This is a genomic window from Labrenzia sp. PHM005 (assembly GCF_006517275.1).
In the GTDB taxonomy this organism is placed as follows: domain Bacteria; phylum Pseudomonadota; class Alphaproteobacteria; order Rhizobiales; family Stappiaceae; genus Roseibium.
The window spans coordinates 5,341,085-5,360,055 of the sequence record NZ_CP041191.1; the positions used below are offsets into that span (position 1 = coordinate 5,341,085).

The following is an 18,971-nucleotide window of genomic DNA, read 5'->3' on the forward strand; positions in this document are numbered from 1 at the left end:
GACAAATGTGCCTGGCGATCCCAGCAAAGGTGACTGAACTCTCCGGTGACGACATGGCCGTCGTTGCCCTGGAAGGCGTCAAAAAGAAAATCTCGACCGCGCTCGTCGAAGATTTGGAAGTCGGCGACTACGTGCTGGTTCATGTCGGCTATGCGCTTCACAAGGTCAGCCCAGAGGAAGCGGCCCGCACGTTGAAGATGATGGCCGAAGCCGGTGTGCTGCAGGAAGAGCTGGAAGAGATCACGGGAGGTGCCCAGTGAAATATGTAGCTGAATACCGCGACAAGGACCTTGCAAAATCGGTTGCCTCTGCGATCCAGCGTGAAGCCAAGCCAGGCCGCACCTACAACATTATGGAGTTTTGTGGCGGGCACACGCATGCGATCTTCCGCTATGGCGTGCAAAACCTGATGCCGGAGAATGTCCATTTCGTGCATGGCCCCGGCTGTCCGGTCTGTGTTTTGCCGGTCCGGCGCCTGGACGATGCGGTGGAGATCGCCGAACGGCACAATGTGATCCTGTGCACCTATGGCGACATGATGCGCGTTCCCGGCACCAAACAGCGCAGCCTGATCCGGGCGAAGGCAGACGGCGCCGATATCCGCATGGTCTATTCCACACTGGATGCGCTGAAGATCGCGCGCGACAATCCGGAGCGCGAGGTTGTCTTTTTCGCCATCGGCTTTGAAACGACAACCCCGCCGACTGCGGTTGCGATCAAACAGGCGGAAGAAGAAGGCCTGAAGAATTTCTCCGTCTTCTGCAATCATGTTCTGACGCCCTCCGCCATCGGCCACATCCTGCAATCTCCGGAAGTCCGCGAACTCGGCACCGTGCAGATTGACGGATTTTTAGGCCCCTCCCATGTCAGCTCGGTGATCGGCTTCGAACCTTATGAATACTTCGCCGAGGAATTTCAGAAACCGGTCGTGATCGCCGGGTTTGAACCGCTCGACGTCATGCAATCGACCTTGATGCTGATCCGCCAGATCAACGAGGGCCGCCATGAGGTCGAGAACGAGTACACACGGGTCGTGACCAGGGAGGGCAACCTCAAGGCTCAGGCCTTGGTGTCCGATATTTTTGAACTGCGCACCAGCTTTGAATGGCGCGGCCTCGGCCCCGTGCCCTACAGCGCCCTGCAGATCCGCGAAAACTATGCAGATTTCGACGCAGAACGCCGGTTTGAGGTCTCGCCGAAACAGTCCCGCGAAGTGAAATCCTGCGAGTGCCCAGCCATCTTGCGCGGGGTCAAAAAACCGACCGATTGCAAGCTTTTCGGCACGGTCTGCACCCCAGACAATCCGATGGGTTCCTGCATGGTGTCTTCGGAGGGCGCCTGTGCCGCCTATTGGACCTATGGCCGCTACCGCGACAAAACCGCCCGTCAGCAGAAGGAAGCGGCGGCATGAACGCCATCGACACCACTGTTTCGCGGCGGAAAGGCACGATCGACATGGCCCATGGCGGTGGTGGCCGGGCTATGGCCGAGCTGATCACCGGTCTGTTTCAAAAACACCTCGGCAATCCGATCCTGGCACAGGGAAACGACGCGGCCTTGTTGGACACACCGACCGGGCGGCTGGTGATGTCGACCGACGGCCACGTGATCTCGCCGATCTTCTTTCCCGGCGGCGACATCGGCTCGCTCAGCGTTCATGGCACCTTGAACGATGTCGCTATGGCAGGCGCAAAACCACTCTACCTCACCGCCGGCTTCATTCTGGAAGAAGGCTACCCGTTGGCCGATCTGGAACGGATTGTCGTCTCCATGGCCCACGCTGCGCGGGAAGCAAGCGTTCCGATCGTGACCGGTGACACCAAGGTGGTCGAAAAGGGCAAGGGCGATGGTGTCTTTATCACCACGACCGGCTTGGGCGTGGTGCCGGAGGGCGTTCATGTCTCCATTGAGCGGGCCCAGCCCGGCCAGGCCATTCTTCTGTCCGGAAGCATTGGCGACCATGGCGTTGCGATCCTATCAAAACGCGAGAATCTGGAATTCGAGACCGAAATCCGTTCAGACAGCGCCGCTCTGCACACACTGGTGGCTGATATGGTGGCCACGGCACCCGGCATTGCGGTCTTGAGAGATCCGACCCGAGGCGGTTTGGCTGCAACCTTGAACGAAATCGCACGGGCCGCAAAAGTCGGCATGCATCTGGATGAGGCGGCCATCCCGGTCAAACCGGATGTGGCCGCGGCCTGCGAACTCCTCGGCCTTGATCCGCTTTATGTCGCCAATGAAGGCAAACTCATCTGCCTGTGCGAGCCGGAGGATGCCGAACCACTGCTGGCGGCCATGAAAGCCCATCCGTTCGGCAAGGACGCCGCGCGGATCGGCACCGTCACAGACGATGCGGCACATCTGGTTGAGATGGAAACCGGTATCGGCGGTCTGCGGGTTGTCGACTGGCTCTCCGGCGAACAGCTTCCGAGGATCTGCTGAGCCATGCGCATTCTGCTTCTCTGTCATGGCTTCAACTCCCTCACCCAACGCCTTCATTGCGACCTGCGCGCGGCCGGGCATGAGGTGTCGGTAGAGTTTGACGTCAATGATGCCGTGACAGCGGAAGCCGTCAGCTTGTTTCAGCCCGATCTCATTCTGGCGCCTTTCCTGAAACGGGCAATCCCAGCGGAAGTTTTCGAAAAGACCCTGTGCCTGATCGTTCATCCAGGCCCCATTGGCGACCGTGGCCCCAGCGCGCTCGATTGGGCGGTCCTTGAGGACGAGAACGAATGGGGCGTGACCGTTTTACAGGCGGTCAAAGACCTGGATGCCGGGCCTATCTGGGCACATCGGAGTTTCCCGCTTCGAAAAGCCTCCAAGTCGAGCCTCTACAGGCACGAGGTTACCGATGCGGCCGCTTCAGCCGTGTTTGAAGCCTTGGAGAAGCTGGAAGCTGGCGCCCAGCCGGAACCTCTGGATTCGGCGTGTTCCCGCTGGCGGCCGTCGGTCAAGCAGAGTGAACGGGTCATCAACTGGGAAATAGATACGACGGCAACCATCTTGCAAAAGATCCGCTCAGCCGACGGCATGCCCGGCCTTTTGGACAATCTATTCGATGAACCCGTGCGCCTGTTCGATGCACGGCCGTTTGACGGGCCCATTCCCTGCTCCCTCACACCCGGCACACCCTTCGCCCGCTCCGGTCCGGCGCTCGCGCTGAAGACAACTGACGGTGCGCTCTGGATCGGGCACGGCAAGAAGACCTCGGAAACATCGATCAAACTACCGATGACACAAGTCTTCGAAGACGAATGTGTAGACCTTCCGGACTTGCCGGATGGTTACAAGGACATCCTCTTTGAGATCGAGGACGGTGTCAGCTATCTGCATTTTGATTTTTACAACGGCGCCATGGGCACAGATGCCTGCCGCCGTTTGAAAGACGCTTTTGAAGAAGCAGCTGCAAGCCCGGCCAAGGTTCTGATACTCATGGGTGGGTCCGATCACTGGTCAAACGGCCTCAATCTCAATCTGATCGAAGCGGCCAGAAGTCCGGCGGAAGAAAGCTGGCAGAATATTCAGGCAATTGATGACTTGGCTGAAGCCGTGATCCGGACAACAGACAAGTGGATCATTTCCGGCCTGCGCGGCAATGCGGGTGCAGGCGGGGTGTTTCTTGCACGCGCCGCCGATGAAATCTGGATCCGGCCTCAGACGATCCTCAATCCGCATTACAAGGATATGGGCAATCTTTATGGGTCGGAGTACTGGACCTATCTCCTGCCCAAATATGCCGGACCGGACAACGCTGCCCGCATCAGCGAAGCCCGCCTGCCCATGGGTGCAGAAGAAGCGCTCGCCCTTGGCCTGGCCGATAAGGTCTTAGGAGCTGGACAGAAAAGCTTTGAGGCCGAAGTCCGTGAAAGGGCCAGCGCACTTGCACAGACAGATCTCACAGACCGCCTTCAGCAAAAAGCAGATACGCGGGAACGGGACGAGGCTGTCAAACCGCTGGAAACCTACCGAGCCGCCGAACTTGCCAAAATGCGTAAGAACTTCTTTGGGTTCGATCCAAGCTATCACGTCGCCCGGTATAATTTTGTCCGCAAGGTGGTGAAGTCGCGCACACCCCGCTCCCTCGCTCATCACCGCTCCTCCCCGTCCGGCCAGCCGGTAACATCGAGGGCCCTGCCATGACCGACCTCCCGACAATTCTGGTGATTGATGACGAAATCCGCGCGCTTGAATCCATTTCGCGCATCCTGGATGAAGATTTCGATGTGAAGACCGCCTCAACGGTTGGCGAGGCAACAAAAATCCTGAAAGAGGAATGGGTACAGATCGTTCTGTGTGATCAGCGCATGCCTGAACAGACCGGTGTGGAGTTCTTGAAAACCGTCCGCCATCGCTGGCCCGATGCCATCCGGATGATCATTTCCGGCTATACCGATGCCCATGACATCATCGACGGTGTCAACGAAGCCGGGATCTACCAATACATCACCAAACCCTGGCATCCAGAAAACCTTATCCTAACGCTGAAAAACGCCTGCAAGCTTTACACCCTCCAGCGGGAAAACGAGCTGCTGGCCGTAGAACTGAAGATGTCGCCCTCGGGGGTCTCGAAGAGGGTCACCAAGGACAAGGAACGCCTCCGCCAGGATTATGATTTCGATGACGGCATCATCCGCAGCGCCGGTAGCCCGATGGATGAGGTCTGCAAGACCTTACGCCAGGTCGCGCCCTACGATGTGCCCGTGCTTCTGTCCGGGTCATCGGGCACGGGTAAGGAATTGGCCGCCCGCGCGTTGCACTACGGTTCGCTGCGCTGGAACAAACCCTTTGTTGTCGAGAACTGCGGCGCCTTGCCGGATGAACTTCTGGAAAGCGAATTGTTTGGCCACAAACGCGGCGCCTTTACCGGCGCGGTTGAAGACCATATAGGCTTGTTTGAACGTGCGGATGGCGGCACAGTCTTCCTAGATGAGATCGGCGAGGTCTCTCCAGCCTTCCAGGTCAAATTGCTCAGAACGCTGCAGGAGGGCGAGATCCGACCGGTTGGCAGTGCCAAAACCCGCAAGATCGATGTCCGCGTGATTGCTGCGACCAACAAGAATCTGGAAGACGAAGTCCGGGCCGGACGCTTTCGGGCTGACCTTTATTACCGGCTTGCCGGGATCGTTGTCCGTTTGCCTGACTTGAAGAACCGCCCAGGCGACATACCCGTGCTTGCACACGCCCTCCTTGATCGGGCAATGTCCCAGCTTGGAAAGATCGTTTCGGGACTGTCGCAAGAGGCGATTGATTGCATGCAAGCCTACGGCTGGCCGGGCAACGTCCGAGAAATGCAGAACGAAATCCAGCAGATGCTGGTGATGGGGGATGAGGATAGCGAATTGGGCGCCGACTTGTTGTCACGGCATATCTTGCAAGCCGATCCCGTTGGCCGCGATGAACCGGATATGCTGCCCGGCCTAATTTCCTTGGAAGGTTCCTTGAAAGACCGCATCGGGGAACTGGAAGCCCGAGTGATCAAGGAAACCTTGATCCGCCACCGCTGGAACAAATCCAAGGCGGCCCGCGAACTTGGACTGTCGCGGGTCGGGCTGCGTGGTAAGCTGGAGCGCTACGGGCTGGAAAACGTCAAGCCCCTGCCGGCAAAGCGCAAGAGTACGGCCACCACAGGATAAACCATGGCCGTTGACCGTTCAAAATCCGCAATCCTTCCCACAGCGGCCCCGCCGGGAAATCTGGCTTCCGACGGCGCCAGCGAGGATGTCTGGATCGATGTAATCCAGAAGATGGATGAGGTCTATTCCGATCTGGTCGATTCCCAAACGGAGCTGGAAGAAAAAAACGCCAAGTTGGAGGAAGCCGACACCTTCATCCAATCCGTTCTGGGCGCGATGACCGATGTCCTGATCGTTTGTGATGCCAGAGGACGCATTCAACAGGTCAACCGCCAACTTCTAACGATCACGCACCGCGAAGAAATCACACTCCTAGGTACCCGATTTTCCGATCTCTTCACCAAGGACAGTCAGCCGACCGTCGCGGGTTTTCTGGACAGTCTGATCAGCGGTCAGGAAGTGGCACCCTGTGATGCCGCAATCTCGGTTCCAGATGGGCCTCCGGCCGTGGTCGCCCTCAGCTGCACCCCGCGGCGCGACCCGCGCGGGCGTCTCGCCGGCATGGTCATGGTTGGCCGTCCGATCGGCGAATTGCAACGGGCCTACCGGGCTTTGGATGCCGCACAGGAACAGTTGAGCGAAACCCAGCAACGCCTGTTGGTCTCAGAAAAAATGGCTGCGCTCGGCCGGCTGGTTGCCGGTGTTGCCCATGAATTGAACAATCCGATCAGCTTTGTCTTCGGCAACATGTACGCTCTCAAGCGCTATGGCGCGGCGATCCGGAAGTATCTGACCGCCTGTGATGATGGACTGCCGCGCGCGGACTTGGATGATTTGCGGAAGGAATTGAAGATCGACAAAGTTCTGCGGGACATAGAGCCGCTGGTCGACGGCACCCAGGAAGGCGCCGAGCGTGTCCGCGATATCGTGGAAGATCTGCGCCGGTTTTCCAGCAACCAGGAAGAAGCACCGGAAACCTTCAACATCATCCGCCTGGTGCACACCGCCGTCGATTGGGTGATCAAGGCCCAACGGATCAAACCCGCCATCGAATTCATCGGACCGGACCGCCTGGATGTCACCGGCCATAAGGGGCACATCCATCAGATCGTGGTCAATCTGGTGCAAAATGCTGCCGACGTTCTTTCAGGGTGTTCTGACGGCAAAATCCGGGTGATCTGCGAAAACGATGACGGCATGATCGCGATCAAGGTTGCGGACAACGGATCCGGCATCGAACCGGCGGCGATGGACAAGTTGTTCGAACCCTTTTTCACGACCAAGCCGATCGGCAGCGGCACGGGGCTCGGTCTTTATGTCAGCTACAACATGGCCTTGAAACAAGGCGGTGATCTGCAGGCTGCCAATTGCCCAGATGGCGGGGCGGAGTTTACCTTAAGGATCCCGGTACATGTCTCTTCGCCCCAATGACTCAAAGGCGCCGTTGAGCCTCTTCTGGCTTCAATCGGGCGGCTGCGGCGGCTGCTCACAATCGGCCTTGGGCGCTGAAAACCCGGATTTGATGACCTCCATGGAGGCCGCCAATATCGACGTCCTTTGGCATCCCTCGTTCAGCCAGGCCAGCGGCCGCGAAGTTGTCTCGTTGATGGAAGACCTCGCTGGCGGCGGCAAACCGCTCGATATCTTGTGCCTAGAAGGGTCGGTGATGTCCGGACCGAATGGCACTGGCAGATTTCATATGATGCCCGGCACCGGCAAACCGATGATGGAGTGGATCCGGCAACTGGCTGAAAAGGCCCGCTATGTCGTCGCGGTCGGCTCTTGTGCCGCCTATGGCGGCATTACGGCCGCTGGCGAAAACCCGGGCGATGCGGTCGGGCTTTCTTATGAGGGGCGCAAACCGGGCGGACTGCTGGGCGGTGATTTCCGTTCTGCGGCCGGGCTGCCGGTGATTAACATTTCCGGCTGCCCGATCCATCCGGGCTGGCTGTGCGAAACATTGCACCAGATCGCGGCTAATACTTATTCTGCGACCGATCTGGATGAATGGACTCGGCCACTCTCCTACACCATGCATCTGGTGCATCACGGCTGTGCGCGGAACGAGTTCTATGAGTATAAAGCAAGCGCCGAACGTCTGTGCGACCAAGGCTGCATGATGGAGAACCTCGGCTGCAAGGGTACCCAGGCCCGCGCGGACTGTAACATCCGTGCCTGGAACGGCTCCGGGTCCTGCCTTGACGGCAATTATCCTTGCATCAATTGCACAGCACCGGAGTTTGAGGAACCGGGACACGACTTCCTGGAAACACCTAAAGTTGCTGGCATTCCCATTGGTCTTCCCACTGACATGCCCAAAGCCTGGTTTGTTGCGCTGGCTTCTCTCTCCAAAGCCGCGACACCAGTGCGGCTAAAACACAATGCGACGGCGGACCACCTGTCCGTGCCGCCTTCCGACAAACGGAAACCACGCTCATGAGCCGCCTGGTTGTCGGTCCCTTCAACCGGGTCGAAGGAGACTTGGAAGTCCGCATCGAATGTGGTGATGGCACGGTTACCAGCGCTGAGGTTGTTTCGCCGCTTTACCGGGGTTTTGAGCGCATTCTTTTAAACAAACCGCCGCTCGATGCCTTGGTCTATGCGCCCCGGATCTGCGGGATCTGTTCTGTTTCCCAATCCGTCGCCGCTGCCCATGCGCTCGCAGATGCGATGGATATTACACCGCCGCGCAACGGAAGCCTGGCGGTTAATCTGGTGCATGCGGTGGAAAATATCGCCGATCACCTGACCCATTTCTATCTGTTCTTCATGCCGGATTTTGCCCGGCCGGTGTATCAATCCGAACCCTGGTTTGAAGATATTTCCAGCCGCTTCACCGCGATGAAGGGAACGGCGGTGGAAACGGTGCTGCCGGCCCGGGCCCAGTTTCTGCACATCATGGGGATCCTGGCCGGCAAATGGCCGCACACACTGTCCATCCAGCCCGGCGGATCAACCCGTACTGTGGCGGCCGCAGAAACGGCCCGCCTAAAAGCTGTTCTGGTCGCGTTCCGGCGTTTTTTGGAACGAACCTTGTTCGGCGCTCCGCTTAAACAGATTGTTTCCTTGGAGAGTGGAGAGGCGCTTAAGGCTTGGTTCGCGAACAAAGCCCCGAACACTTCCGACTTCGGCCGTTTCCTTCACGTATCGGAATCTCTCGACCTGTCTGCCTTGGGACGGTCCTCCGGCAACTATCTGAGTTACGGCGCTTATCAAATGGCAGGCACCCCGCTCTTTGCTCAAGGTGTCTGGCGGAATGGTGATCCGACAGATTTTTCGCCCCATTCGGTGGCCGAAGACCTGACCTCCAGCTGGTACAAACCCGATGGCCCTGAAGCTCCGGCAGCGGGTACCACAGACCCGGATGCGGACAAGGAAAGTGCCTATTCCTGGTGCAAGGCGCCCCGCTTGGACGGTGAGATCATGGAGACCGGAGCGCTTGCCCGCCAGCTGATCGACGGCCATCCTTTGATCCGCGATCTCGTTGCCCGTCATGGTGGTTCCGTGCACACACGGGTCGTCGCCCGCCTTCTTGAAATCGCGCGCACTGTCCTGGCTATGGAAGACTGGATTTCCCAGCTGGAGCCCGGCGGGGCGTTTATCGATCACACGGCCATGCCTGATCAAGCAGAGGGCATCGGCCTCACAGAAGCCGCCCGTGGCTCTCTCGGGCATTGGCTCAGCATTAAAAACGGCAAGATCGCCAACTATCAGATTATTGCGCCAACAACCTGGAACTTTTCCCCGCGGGATCGGATCGGCACCCCGGGCCCTTTGGAACAGGCGCTGGTCGGTGCTCCGGTTAGGGAAGGTGAAACCGATCCGGTTGCCGTTCAGCACATTGTCCGCTCGTTTGATCCTTGCATGGTCTGCACAGTGCATTGAGATGACTGGCCGAACCGCCCCTTCTCCCACGACAGCGCTCCAGGTCCGGATCAAGGGACTGGTGCAAGGCGTCGGGTTCCGCCCCTTCGTCTGGCGTTTGGCCAACGAAGAAAACCTCACCGGCCATGTGCTCAATGATGCTGAAGGTGTTTTGGCGGAGGTCTGGGGCGCGCCGTTTCATGTCGACCGGTTTCTCGACCGGCTGAAAAGCGACTGTCCACCGCTTGCCCGGATCGAAAGCGTAGAAACACAAGCCCTTTCAGAAAACACAAGCACGCCACCAGAAGACTTCCAAATTATCGCCAGCGCCGGCGGCTCTGTCGCCACCGGCATTGTCCCGGACGCGGCCACCTGCCCCAATTGCGTTGCAGAAATCTTTGACCCCGCCGACCGCCGTAGCGGCTACGCCTTTACCAATTGCACCCACTGTGGTCCCCGGCTCTCCGTCGTCAGCGGCATTCCCTATGACCGCGCCAGCACATCAATGGCGCCCTTCGTCATGTGCACCGAGTGCCAAAGCGAATACGACACCCCGGCGGACCGGCGCTTTCACGCCCAGCCGAACGCCTGTCCTGCTTGCGGACCCAAGCTTTGGTGTGAGGTGGGCGGCGCGAACATCAAGACGGACGATCCGATTGCTTGGACGGCCGATAGAATTGCAGCTGGTGATATCATTGCCATCAAGGGCATCGGCGGCTTTCATTTGACGACGGACGCAACCAGCACGCAAGCGGTCGACCGCTTGCGAGACCGAAAACACCGGCCGCACAAACCGCTTGCCGTGATGGTCCGGGACGTGGAGCAAGCCCGCACCTATTGCCATGTAAGCGATCAAGAGGCCGAACTCCTGGAAGACAAAGCCGCGCCGATCGTGCTCCTGCGCGTGCGGGCGGAACTTGAGGGACGTCCAGGCCTTTCTGATAGTTTGGCGCCGGGCCTCGATCAGTGCGGCATCATGCTGCCCTATACCCCGTTGCATCACCTCTTGATGGCCGCCGTGTCGGGACCAATCGTCATGACCTCGGGCAATCTTTCTGAAGATCCTCAGGTCATCGGAAATCAGGAAGCGGCTGCCAAACTGGCGCAAATCGCCGACGGTTTCCTGATGCATGACCGGGAGATCGTCAACCGGCTGGATGACAGCGTCATGCGGATGGACCGGTCCGGCCCGGTGATCCTGCGCCGCGCCCGCGGCCTTGCCCCTGCCCCGCTTGCTCTAGCAGATGGTTTCAAAGACTTGCCATCTGTTCTCTCCCTGGGCGGTGAACTCAAATCGACCTTTTGTCTGCTGCGGGACGGAGAAGCTGTTGTCTCGCAGCACATGGGCGACCTGGAAAGCCGCCGGGTGCTGGAAGACTTTGAGAAAAACCTCGGTCTTTACCGGCAGATCTATTATTTTGAACCGGAGCAGATCGCCGTCGACGCGCACCCGGATTATCTGTCGTCGCAAATCGGCCGGAGGTTGGCTGCCGACAAAAACATCCCACTGATCGAAATCCAACACCACTATGCCCACCTGGCTGCATGTTTGGCTGAACACGGTATTTCTCCAGGCGCAGATCCGTCCCTCGCCATTGTCCTCGACGGCTCCGGCCTTGGCAGCGACGGCACGATCTGGGGCGGTGAAATTCTCATCGGCGGCTATGAGGGATTTGAACGTGCCGGCCACTTTCTTCCTGTTCCGCTTCCTGGCGGCGCTGCTGCTGTTCGCGAACCCTGGCGCAACCTGGCCGCCCATCTTCACATGGCCTTTGGCGAGAACTGGCAGGATCAACCAGGAATTACTAGCCTCCGACAGCGGTTCAAAGACAAGAACCTGGCTGTGATCTCCCAGATGATCAGCAAGGGTCTCAATGCCCCGCTGTCATCGTCCGCCGGACGGCTGTTTGACGCAGTCGCTGCCGCTGTTGGCGTCTGCCCGGACCGGCAAAGCTACGAAGGTCAGACCGGAGCGCTTCTCGAATCCCTCGCCCGGCCATATCTCGCCGATAGGATTTATTATCCAGTAGATGTTTCAACCGGTAACCCCGTTGTCCTCTCCTGGACACCGTTTTGGGAGACGCTTTGCGAAGACCTCCAAAACGGCGTTGCCCCAGGACAAGTCTCAGCCCGTTTTCATCTCGGGTTGATACAGGCCTTGAGCAGCACCGCCGCGAAACTCGCGGGCGAGCGCAACATCTCCCGCATCGTTCTCTCAGGCGGTGTCCTGCAAAACGCTATCCTGGCCGATGGGCTTCTGGTTTCTCTCACGGGCCGTGGTTTTGAAGTTCTCTTCCCCAGGCAATTTCCAGCAAACGACGGCGGACTATCGCTCGGCCAAGCAGCTATTGCCGCGGTCGCGCGCTAAAACATTGTATTACAGATGGATAAGTCAACGACCAAATTCTTGGGATGCACCACCAGAATAATGTGGTGAGGACCAAATCACCCCCGGCCAACGAACGGCATATTTGTCGCCATTACAGTCATGGTCAGTACATTGGCATCCAGCGGCAGGCCAGCCATATAGACGACAGCGTCCGCGACATGCTGCGGGTCGATTGTCGGCTCCTTAGCGGTCTCGCCATTGGCTTGAGGAACCCCGTCGTTCATCTTGGCTGTCATGTCACTGGCTGCATTGCCGATGTCGATCTGACCACAGGCAATATCGAACGGGCGTCCATCCAGCGCTGCCGATTTTGTGAGGCCAGTGATCGCGTGTTTCGTCGCGGTATAGGGCGCTGAAAACGGCCGAGGCGTTGTTGCCGAAACGGATCCATTGTTGATAATCCGTCCGCCGCGCGGGTCTTGCGCCTTCATCAATCGAAATGCGTGCTGGGTGCACAGGAACGCACCGGTGAGGTTGGCGCCAACAACGGCACTCCAATCCTCAAAAGAGATGTCTTCAAGCGGCACTGGAGCGTTGGAGATACCCGCATTGTTGACCAAGAGATCCAACCGGCCGCAGGTCTTGCTGATATGTTCAAACAGCGTGGTCACGGACGCAGGGTCGCTGACATCGGCCACAATCGGCAAAACTTCCGCTCCCGTCTCTTCAGAAAGCTGCGCCGCGGTTGCTTCAAGCACGTCTTTGCGCCGGCCCGTGATCGCCACTTGCCAACCATCCGCACTCAGACCGCGGGCAATGGCTTTGCCAACGCCCGTTCCGCCGCCGGTGACAAGGGCTATTTTTTCTGTGCTGAAGGATCCTGTCATCGTCATTCCTGCGCGCTTTCCAAGTCATCTTCTAGATGGATACGAATAATGTCATCGAAGCTTGTTTCAGCTTCAAATCCCAAACTTCTAGCCCGTTCGGCGGTGAAGTCCATTGGCCAGCCTGCGACGATGTTTTGAATGCCGGGATCTGGTTCACGGCGGATAAGACCCACCGCTTTTTCGCCTGCAGCTCGGCGCAAGGCCTCAATCTGATCGCCAACACTTGCAGAAAGCCCCGGCATCGTGAGGTTGCGCCGCGGTCCAATCAGAGCGGTGTCTAGCCGCGCGGCATGAACAAAAAATCCGGCAGCCGCACGAGGGCTTGCAAACCAATGCCGTACGCTTTCGTCCACGGGCAGGACGGCCTCACGGCCTGCCAATGGTTCACGCAGGATGTTTGAAAAGAAACCGGAGGCCGCCTTGTTGGCTTTGCCCGGCCGGATGCAGACCGTCGGCAGCCGCAAACCGATCCCATCGAAAATGCCTTTGCGCGTGTAATCCGCCAAAAGCAGTTCTGTAATTGCTTTTTGCGTGCCGTAGCTGGTCAGCGGTGTTGTGAAAAACGTGTCATTAATTTTCTCAGGAAACGGAGCGCCGAAAACGGCCAGCGAAGATGCAAACAAGAGTCGTGGATAGTAGGGCGCCTCAAGTGCAGCCGTGCGGATGATCTCAAACAGCTGCCTGCTTCCATCCAGATTGACGGCATACCCTTTTTCGAATTCAGCTTCCGCCTCGCCAGAAACAATTGCGGCCAGATGAAAGATCAAGTCCGGTCGGTCTGCAATCAAAGCCTCGGCAGCTTTTGGCTTTGCAAGATCCACAACCATTGTCTTGGCGATGTCACTCAGACTTGTAGGCACTGTTGGAGCGATGGCATCAGCCAGCGTCAAACGGCTGATCTCCATTCCTAAGACAGCCGGGTCGTCCGCCAGTCGAGCCAAAATCTTCTGCCCCACCATGCCGGCCGCGCCGATTACCAGCACATGCATGCCTGACCTCCTCCAGCATCATTTGCTTAGTTCAGAGTATTAGTCGCAGCTTCGAACCCAAAATTGCAAGTTAGGGTCATGCAGTCGGTGGCTTGCCAGCATCAAAAACAGCTTGTTTCGGAGAGGGACAGGTGAGCAAGTCATCATGTTTTAGGCGCGCTCTCACCTGCGGAAACTGGCTAAGGCACCCAACTACGGCTCTGTGAAAACCGCGGCGTCCGTCGGAAAGGTCCGAATAAAGGCTCAAAAGACATTCTGCAGAACCATTCTCAGAATTTTCGGTTTGATACCAAACTCAAATCGTGTCTCTAGCATGGGCTCGCCATCCAAATTTAGTGGCAACGGCTGCTTTGTCTCAATGACAAACTCCGCCAGTTGCCGGTAGTGGAGCGATCGATTGTCTTCGTTGAACGGATCGTTCAACTCCTCAACGAGTTGATCAAACCCTTCATTCTCCGGCTTGGTGACAACGGCAAGATCCAGCAAGCCATCCGTGAGGCTTGCTTTTGGCGCAACTTCGAAACCACCACCAGCATACTTGCTGTTGCCAATGGTAATGACGAGCACCTCTCCATCCTCGGTTTGCCCGTCCGGAAGCGAGATCCGGGCACTATAAGGCTGAAGTTGGGTGGCTTTGATCAGCCCCATTATCGAATAGGCCGCGCCACCCAAAAGGCGTTTGAGTTCAACAGGTGTTGTCGACGTGATTTCCGCGCCAATGCCACCGCTGGCGACATTCACGAAATGACGGTCATTGACCACTCCGACATCAATTAGGTGTTCGCCGCCGGAAACCGCCAAACGCAGGGCGCTGGTTAAATCATTGCTCGGTATACCCACGCCTCTTGCAAAATCATTTGCCGTCCCAAGAGGCAGCAGCGCTAACGCGACTTCGCGCTCTGCGCCACGGTCCAAAATCAGGTTTGTTATTCCGTTTAACGAGCCATCGCCGCCGGCCGTCAGTATCCGGCTGGCACCTTTTTCCATGGCATCATCGAACAGCTTGCCGATGTCATTGATGTCCCAGGGAATGGAGATGTCCAAATCATAACCTTCGGCCCGAACTTGTTTGATGGCCACCGTTAGGTCTTCGCGCATGCAGTGTTTTTTATTCAGCAACAGGACTGACTTGGACAAAATAAGGCTCCCCAATGGTCACGTGCGCAAATTTCAGCTTATCCTCACCAGACGAATTGGAAAACCGAATACGAAAGATGAAACATGTTGCTGACAATTAGCGCTCTAGTTGTGGCAGATAAACAGGGTATGTTGATTGAGAGCGATCCGGTTGATTGCCAGCGTAGCCGCTTGTGGCGCTGCCCAAAGCAATAACAGCTATCCTTGGAATGGTGCCGCGAGCCCTGCGACTGATGCCATTCCAACTGCAATTCAAGAACTGCGCACCGAGCTTGACGCGCTGAAAGAGAAAGACAAGCACTCGAACCAAAGCAGGTACCTCATGAATCTCAGAGACACGATGATCACATTGATTATGCTACTCGCCTTGGCCGGAATGTCAGTGCTCCTGTTCAATATCCCGGTTGGTATTGAGACCAAAAAGTTCGGTGCCATTGTTTTCGGAGCCATTTTGGTCTTTGGCATCATCAACATTGGTTTGGTCTTCTTGGACCGGCTTCAAAATCGGCAATAATAGAGTTTGACCTTATCCATTGACCTAAAGCTGATTTGATCATCTGATCTTCTCATAATCTTCAAAAATATCGCGTTTTTCATTTTCGGACGGACATTACGCAGCCTGGAGGAACCAATGATGACATTTGGAATGCGTTTTCTGGCCAGAGGGTTGACTGCGGGTCTTGTTGGCGCGATTGCGCTCGCAGGCGCCCTGCCAGCCTTGGCACAAACAGACAAACCAAACATTTTGGTGATCTGGGGGGACGATGTCGGGCAATCCAACATCTCCGCCTATACCTTCGGCCTGATGGGATACCGGACCGACAATATCGACCGGATCGCCAAGGAAGGGATGATGTTCACCGACTATTACGGTGAGCAATCGTGCACCGCCGGCCGGTCGTCCTACATCATGGGTCAAAGCGTGTTCCGAACCGGCCTTTCCAAGGTTGGGCTCCCGGGTGCGGACCTCGGCATGCAGGTTGAGGATCCAACGATTGCCGGGCTGTTAAAACCCCACGGGTACATGACCGGCCAGTTCGGCAAGAACCACCTTGGAGACAAGGATGAGATGTTGCCAACGAACCACGGCTTTGATGAATTCTTTGGCAACCTTTATCACCTCAACGCGGAAGAAGAGCCGGAAAACCCGGATTATCCGAAAGACCCGGCGTTCCGGGAGCGCTTCGGCCCGCGTGGTGTGATCAAGTCTTCGGCTGACGGCACGATCGAAGACACCGGCCCGCTGACCAAAAAGCGGATGGAAACCGTTGACGATGAAACCATCACAGCCGCCATCGACTTCATCCGCCGGGCGCATGATCAGGGCAAACCGTTTTACGTCTGGTGGAACGGCACGCGGATGCACTTCCGCACGCACATCAAGGACGAAATCCGGGGCATTTCGGGCCAAGATGAATATGGCGATGCCATGCTGGAGCATGACGGCCATGTCGGCCAATTGCTTGACCTTCTGGATGAGCTCGGCATTACGGACAACACCATCGTCCATTATTCGACCGACAACGGCCCGCATATGAACACCTGGCCGGATGCAGCCTCCTCACCGTTCTTCGGCGAGAAGAACACCAACTGGGAAGGCGGCTGGCGGGTGCCGTCCATGGTTCGCTGGCCTGGAAGGATTGAAGCCGGCTCGATTTCCAACGAAATCATGCATCATATGGATTGGTTGCCGACGTTCCTGGCAGCTGCAGGTGATGCGGATATCAAGGAAAAACTAAAAGCGGGCGGCGTTCAGGCCATTGGCCGCGAATATAATGTTCACCTCGATGGTTATAACTTCCTGCCGCATCTGACCGGCGAGACTGACGAAGGGCCTCGAAAAGAAATCTTCTATTTCGCAGATACGGGTGAACTGACCGCGCTTCGCTACGAAGACTGGAAAGCGATCTTCCTGGAGCAAAAGGAATACGCAACACTTAGGGCCTGGATCGAGCCATGGACCCCCTTGCGCGTTCCGCTCATCACGAATTTGCGCCGGGATCCTTATGAACGGGCTCATGTCACATCCAACACCTATTATGATTGGATGATCGACAGAATTTTCTTCCTGGTTCCCGCTCAAGCCTATGTCGCGAGTTTTCTCTCAACCTTCAAAGAGTTCCCGCCCCGGCAAAAGCCGGCAAGTTTCTCCATCGATCAGGTGATGGACATGATGGTGAACTCAACTGGTTCAAAATAACATCTGAGAAAAAGGGGCAACGTCCGTTGCCCCTTTGCTCGAAAGGGAGGCGCATCTCGTGGCCGATATCAACGCATTGATCAATGAACTGAAACAGACCCGCGATGAGGTCAAACTCAAGATCCATTTGGGCTCCAAGGAGCTTCAGGACGAGTGGAATGAACTTGAAGGTAAGTGGGACGCCTTCGAAGCCAAGGCAAAGCTTGGCGAGTCTGCCGAAAACATCGGCGAAGCAACCTCCCTACTCGGCGACGAGCTGGCGAAAGCCTTCAAGAAGATCAAGTCAGCGCTCTGATCATGACGAACAGACGGGCGGCATTGGGTGCGGTGGCGGCATGTGCGCTTGCGCCTTTACAGGCTGTGGCTGAAGAGCTGCCCAAGCTGGTGTTGCAGATCACCGTCGACCAGCTCCGGGGCGATTTGATCGACCGCAACATTGCCAACTTTGGCGAGAAGGGCTTCAAACGCCTGCTTCAAAACGGCATCTATTATACAAACGCCCATCATCGGCATGCCAACACCGAGACGATTGTGGGCCACACTACGCTTGCAACCGGTACTGATCCCGCAGTCCATGGTATGGTTGCCAATCTCTGGTATGACCGGTCCACCGGCAAACCCTTCTACAATGTCCAAGATCCCGACTATCCGCTACTAGCGAAGTCCGGCGTAGATCAATCGACTGAAATCGATCCGACCCAACGGGCTGCAACGTCCGATGGGCGTTCGCCCGCCTCGATCCTGTCCTCAACCCTGTCCGATGAAATCGCGATCGCCAATGCGGGTGTGTCAAAGGTATTTGGTGTTTCGGTCAAGGACCGCGGTGCCATTTCCATGGCTGGACACGCAGGCACCGCCTACTGGTTTTCAAAAAGCGAAGGCCGTTTCGTGACGTCCAGCTATTACATGGATGCCTACCCGAATTGGGTCGACCATTGGAACGATGCTGGCCATGTTTTGGCCTATGCCTTTACCGATTGGAATCTGTCCGACGCAAAAGATACTTATCGGTTTTTCGAATTTGACGACGCGAACTGGGAAACCAATTTTCCGGGGTTCGGCCGCACATTTCCCCATCCATTCGGAGCTTGGGACAGCAAATATTACACAACATTCCTGACACTCAGCCCGGCGGGCGATGAACTGACGGCATCCTTCGCAAAATCGCTGATCGATAGTGAAGGGATCGGTGCGGATGATGTCACCGATTACCTGTCAGTCAGTTTTTCATCAACGGACTATGTCGGCCATATCTTTGGCCCATCCAGCCTGGAGGCAGAGGACAATCTCCGTCGGCTGGACCAGACAATTGGTCAGCTGCTGGATCACGTGGATGAAAAGATAGGCCTAAAGAATACGCTGGTTGTCCTGTCCGCTGATCATGGCGCTGCCGAGGTCCCAGGCTATCTGGAGTATCTCGGCATTCCGGCTGGCTACTTCAATTTCGATAACATTGACAAGGAACCTGCAGCCCAAGCTCTGATTGCCGAGTTTGGCGTGGCTCAGGAGCTTATTGCCTCCTTTTCACAGCCCTACGTCTATCTCAACGATCAGCTGATTATGGACAAGGGGCTGAAGAAGGCAGACGTTGCCAGAGCCCTTGCCAGGGAGCTGCAAAAGATGCCCGCGATTGCTTACGCCATCTCCAGCGAAGATCTGGCGAGCTCAGCAATTGCCAAGACGGCTGTCAGCGATGCGGTCCTGGCAAATTTTCATGCCTCGCGGTCCGGAGATATCTATGTTGTGTTCGAGCCCCACTGGTTTGTGGGCGATTTCGACGGCCTTCATGTCGCGTCCCATCATGGTTCACCCTGGACCTATGACACACACGTTCCGATCATCTTTTCCCGGCCCGGCGTGGCGGCGAGCCGCGTTTCTGCCCGGGTTGAGACCGTCGATCTGGCGCCAACCGTTGCAGCCTACCTGAGGATCAAGGCGCCCAGCGGTGCCCGCGGTACCGTCCTCGACGAGGTTTTGCAGTCACAATAG

At 57.0% G+C, this 18,971-nt stretch carries 16 protein-coding genes; 13 read left to right on the forward strand and 3 right to left on the reverse strand.

Going from position 1 to position 18,971, the window contains the following annotated elements:
- Positions 1-5: 5 nt before the first annotated feature.
- From FJ695_RS24210 to hypF, 9 genes are read left to right on the forward strand one after another with little or no spacing between them, the layout of a single operon-like run.
- The gene (locus FJ695_RS24210) at positions 6-260 is read left to right on the forward strand and encodes a HypC/HybG/HupF family hydrogenase formation chaperone (protein WP_141187838.1); all 255 of its coding nucleotides are present in this window, start codon (positions 6-8) and stop codon (positions 258-260) included.
- The gene (gene hypD / locus FJ695_RS24215) at positions 257-1,411 is read left to right on the forward strand and encodes a hydrogenase formation protein HypD (RefSeq protein WP_141187839.1); all 1,155 of its coding nucleotides are present in this window, start codon (positions 257-259) and stop codon (positions 1,409-1,411) included. Before FJ695_RS24210 ends, hypD begins: the two co-directional genes overlap by 4 nt.
- The gene (gene hypE / locus FJ695_RS24220) at positions 1,408-2,445 is read left to right on the forward strand and encodes a hydrogenase expression/formation protein HypE (protein ID WP_141187840.1); all 1,038 of its coding nucleotides are present in this window, start codon (positions 1,408-1,410) and stop codon (positions 2,443-2,445) included. The genes hypD and hypE overlap by 4 nt, the downstream gene beginning before the upstream one ends.
- Before the next feature lie 3 nt (positions 2,446-2,448).
- Positions 2,449-4,143 carry an enoyl-CoA hydratase-related protein gene (locus tag FJ695_RS24225; RefSeq protein WP_141187841.1) on the forward strand — a complete coding sequence of 565 codons (1,695 nt, stop codon included), beginning with the start codon at positions 2,449-2,451 and terminating at the stop codon, positions 4,141-4,143.
- Positions 4,140-5,636 carry a sigma-54 dependent transcriptional regulator gene (locus FJ695_RS24230; protein WP_141187842.1) on the forward strand — a complete coding sequence of 499 codons (1,497 nt, stop codon included), beginning with the start codon at positions 4,140-4,142 and terminating at the stop codon, positions 5,634-5,636. The genes FJ695_RS24225 and FJ695_RS24230 overlap by 4 nt, the downstream gene beginning before the upstream one ends.
- 3 nt (positions 5,637-5,639) lie before the next feature.
- Complete coding sequence (locus tag FJ695_RS24235) at positions 5,640-7,007, forward strand: sensor histidine kinase (RefSeq protein WP_141187843.1); 1,368 nt, start codon at positions 5,640-5,642, stop codon at positions 7,005-7,007.
- Entirely contained in the window at positions 6,988-8,016 is a 1,029-nt protein-coding gene (locus tag FJ695_RS24240; protein ID WP_141187844.1) for a HupU protein, read from the forward strand. Before FJ695_RS24235 ends, FJ695_RS24240 begins: the two co-directional genes overlap by 20 nt.
- A complete protein-coding gene (locus FJ695_RS24245) occupies positions 8,013-9,461 on the forward strand; it encodes a nickel-dependent hydrogenase large subunit (RefSeq protein WP_141187845.1) in 1,449 nt (482 codons plus the stop codon). The genes FJ695_RS24240 and FJ695_RS24245 overlap by 4 nt, the downstream gene beginning before the upstream one ends.
- A 1-nt stretch (position 9,462) precedes the next feature.
- Complete coding sequence (gene hypF, locus FJ695_RS24250) at positions 9,463-11,808, forward strand: carbamoyltransferase HypF (protein ID WP_141187846.1); 2,346 nt, start codon at positions 9,463-9,465, stop codon at positions 11,806-11,808.
- A 77-nt stretch (positions 11,809-11,885) separates the two neighbouring features.
- On the opposite strand, the gene FJ695_RS24255 is transcribed toward hypF, so the two are convergent.
- The 3 genes from FJ695_RS24255 to yegS form a co-directional block, all read right to left on the reverse strand.
- Positions 11,886-12,662 carry an SDR family oxidoreductase gene (locus FJ695_RS24255; RefSeq protein WP_168206476.1) on the reverse strand — a complete coding sequence of 259 codons (777 nt, stop codon included), beginning with the start codon at positions 12,660-12,662 and terminating at the stop codon, positions 11,886-11,888.
- Positions 12,659-13,645 carry a D-erythronate dehydrogenase gene (gene denD / locus FJ695_RS24260; protein WP_141187847.1) on the reverse strand — a complete coding sequence of 329 codons (987 nt, stop codon included), beginning with the start codon at positions 13,643-13,645 and terminating at the stop codon, positions 12,659-12,661. Before denD ends, FJ695_RS24255 begins: the two co-directional genes overlap by 4 nt.
- Positions 13,646-13,888: 243 nt before the next feature.
- The gene (gene yegS / locus FJ695_RS24265; RefSeq protein ID WP_141187848.1) at positions 13,889-14,782 is read right to left on the reverse strand and encodes a lipid kinase YegS; all 894 of its coding nucleotides are present in this window, start codon (positions 14,780-14,782) and stop codon (positions 13,889-13,891) included.
- A gap of 322 nt (positions 14,783-15,104) precedes the next feature.
- Here yegS and FJ695_RS24270 point away from each other — a divergent pair, with 322 nt between their 5' ends.
- From FJ695_RS24270 to FJ695_RS24285, 4 genes are all read left to right on the forward strand, one after another.
- Positions 15,105-15,296 (forward strand): hypothetical protein, encoded by a 192-nt coding sequence (locus FJ695_RS24270; RefSeq protein ID WP_141187849.1) that lies wholly within the window; start codon positions 15,105-15,107, stop codon positions 15,294-15,296.
- Positions 15,297-15,413: 117 nt separating this feature from the next.
- Positions 15,414-16,982: an arylsulfatase gene (locus FJ695_RS24275; protein ID WP_247653724.1), complete on the forward strand. Its 1,569-nt coding sequence runs from the start codon at positions 15,414-15,416 to the stop codon at positions 16,980-16,982.
- Positions 16,983-17,040: 58 nt separating this feature from the next.
- Complete coding sequence (locus tag FJ695_RS24280; protein ID WP_141187850.1) at positions 17,041-17,277, forward strand: hypothetical protein; 237 nt, start codon at positions 17,041-17,043, stop codon at positions 17,275-17,277.
- A gap of 2 nt (positions 17,278-17,279) precedes the next feature.
- A complete protein-coding gene (locus FJ695_RS24285) occupies positions 17,280-18,971 on the forward strand; it encodes an alkaline phosphatase family protein (RefSeq protein ID WP_141187851.1) in 1,692 nt (563 codons plus the stop codon).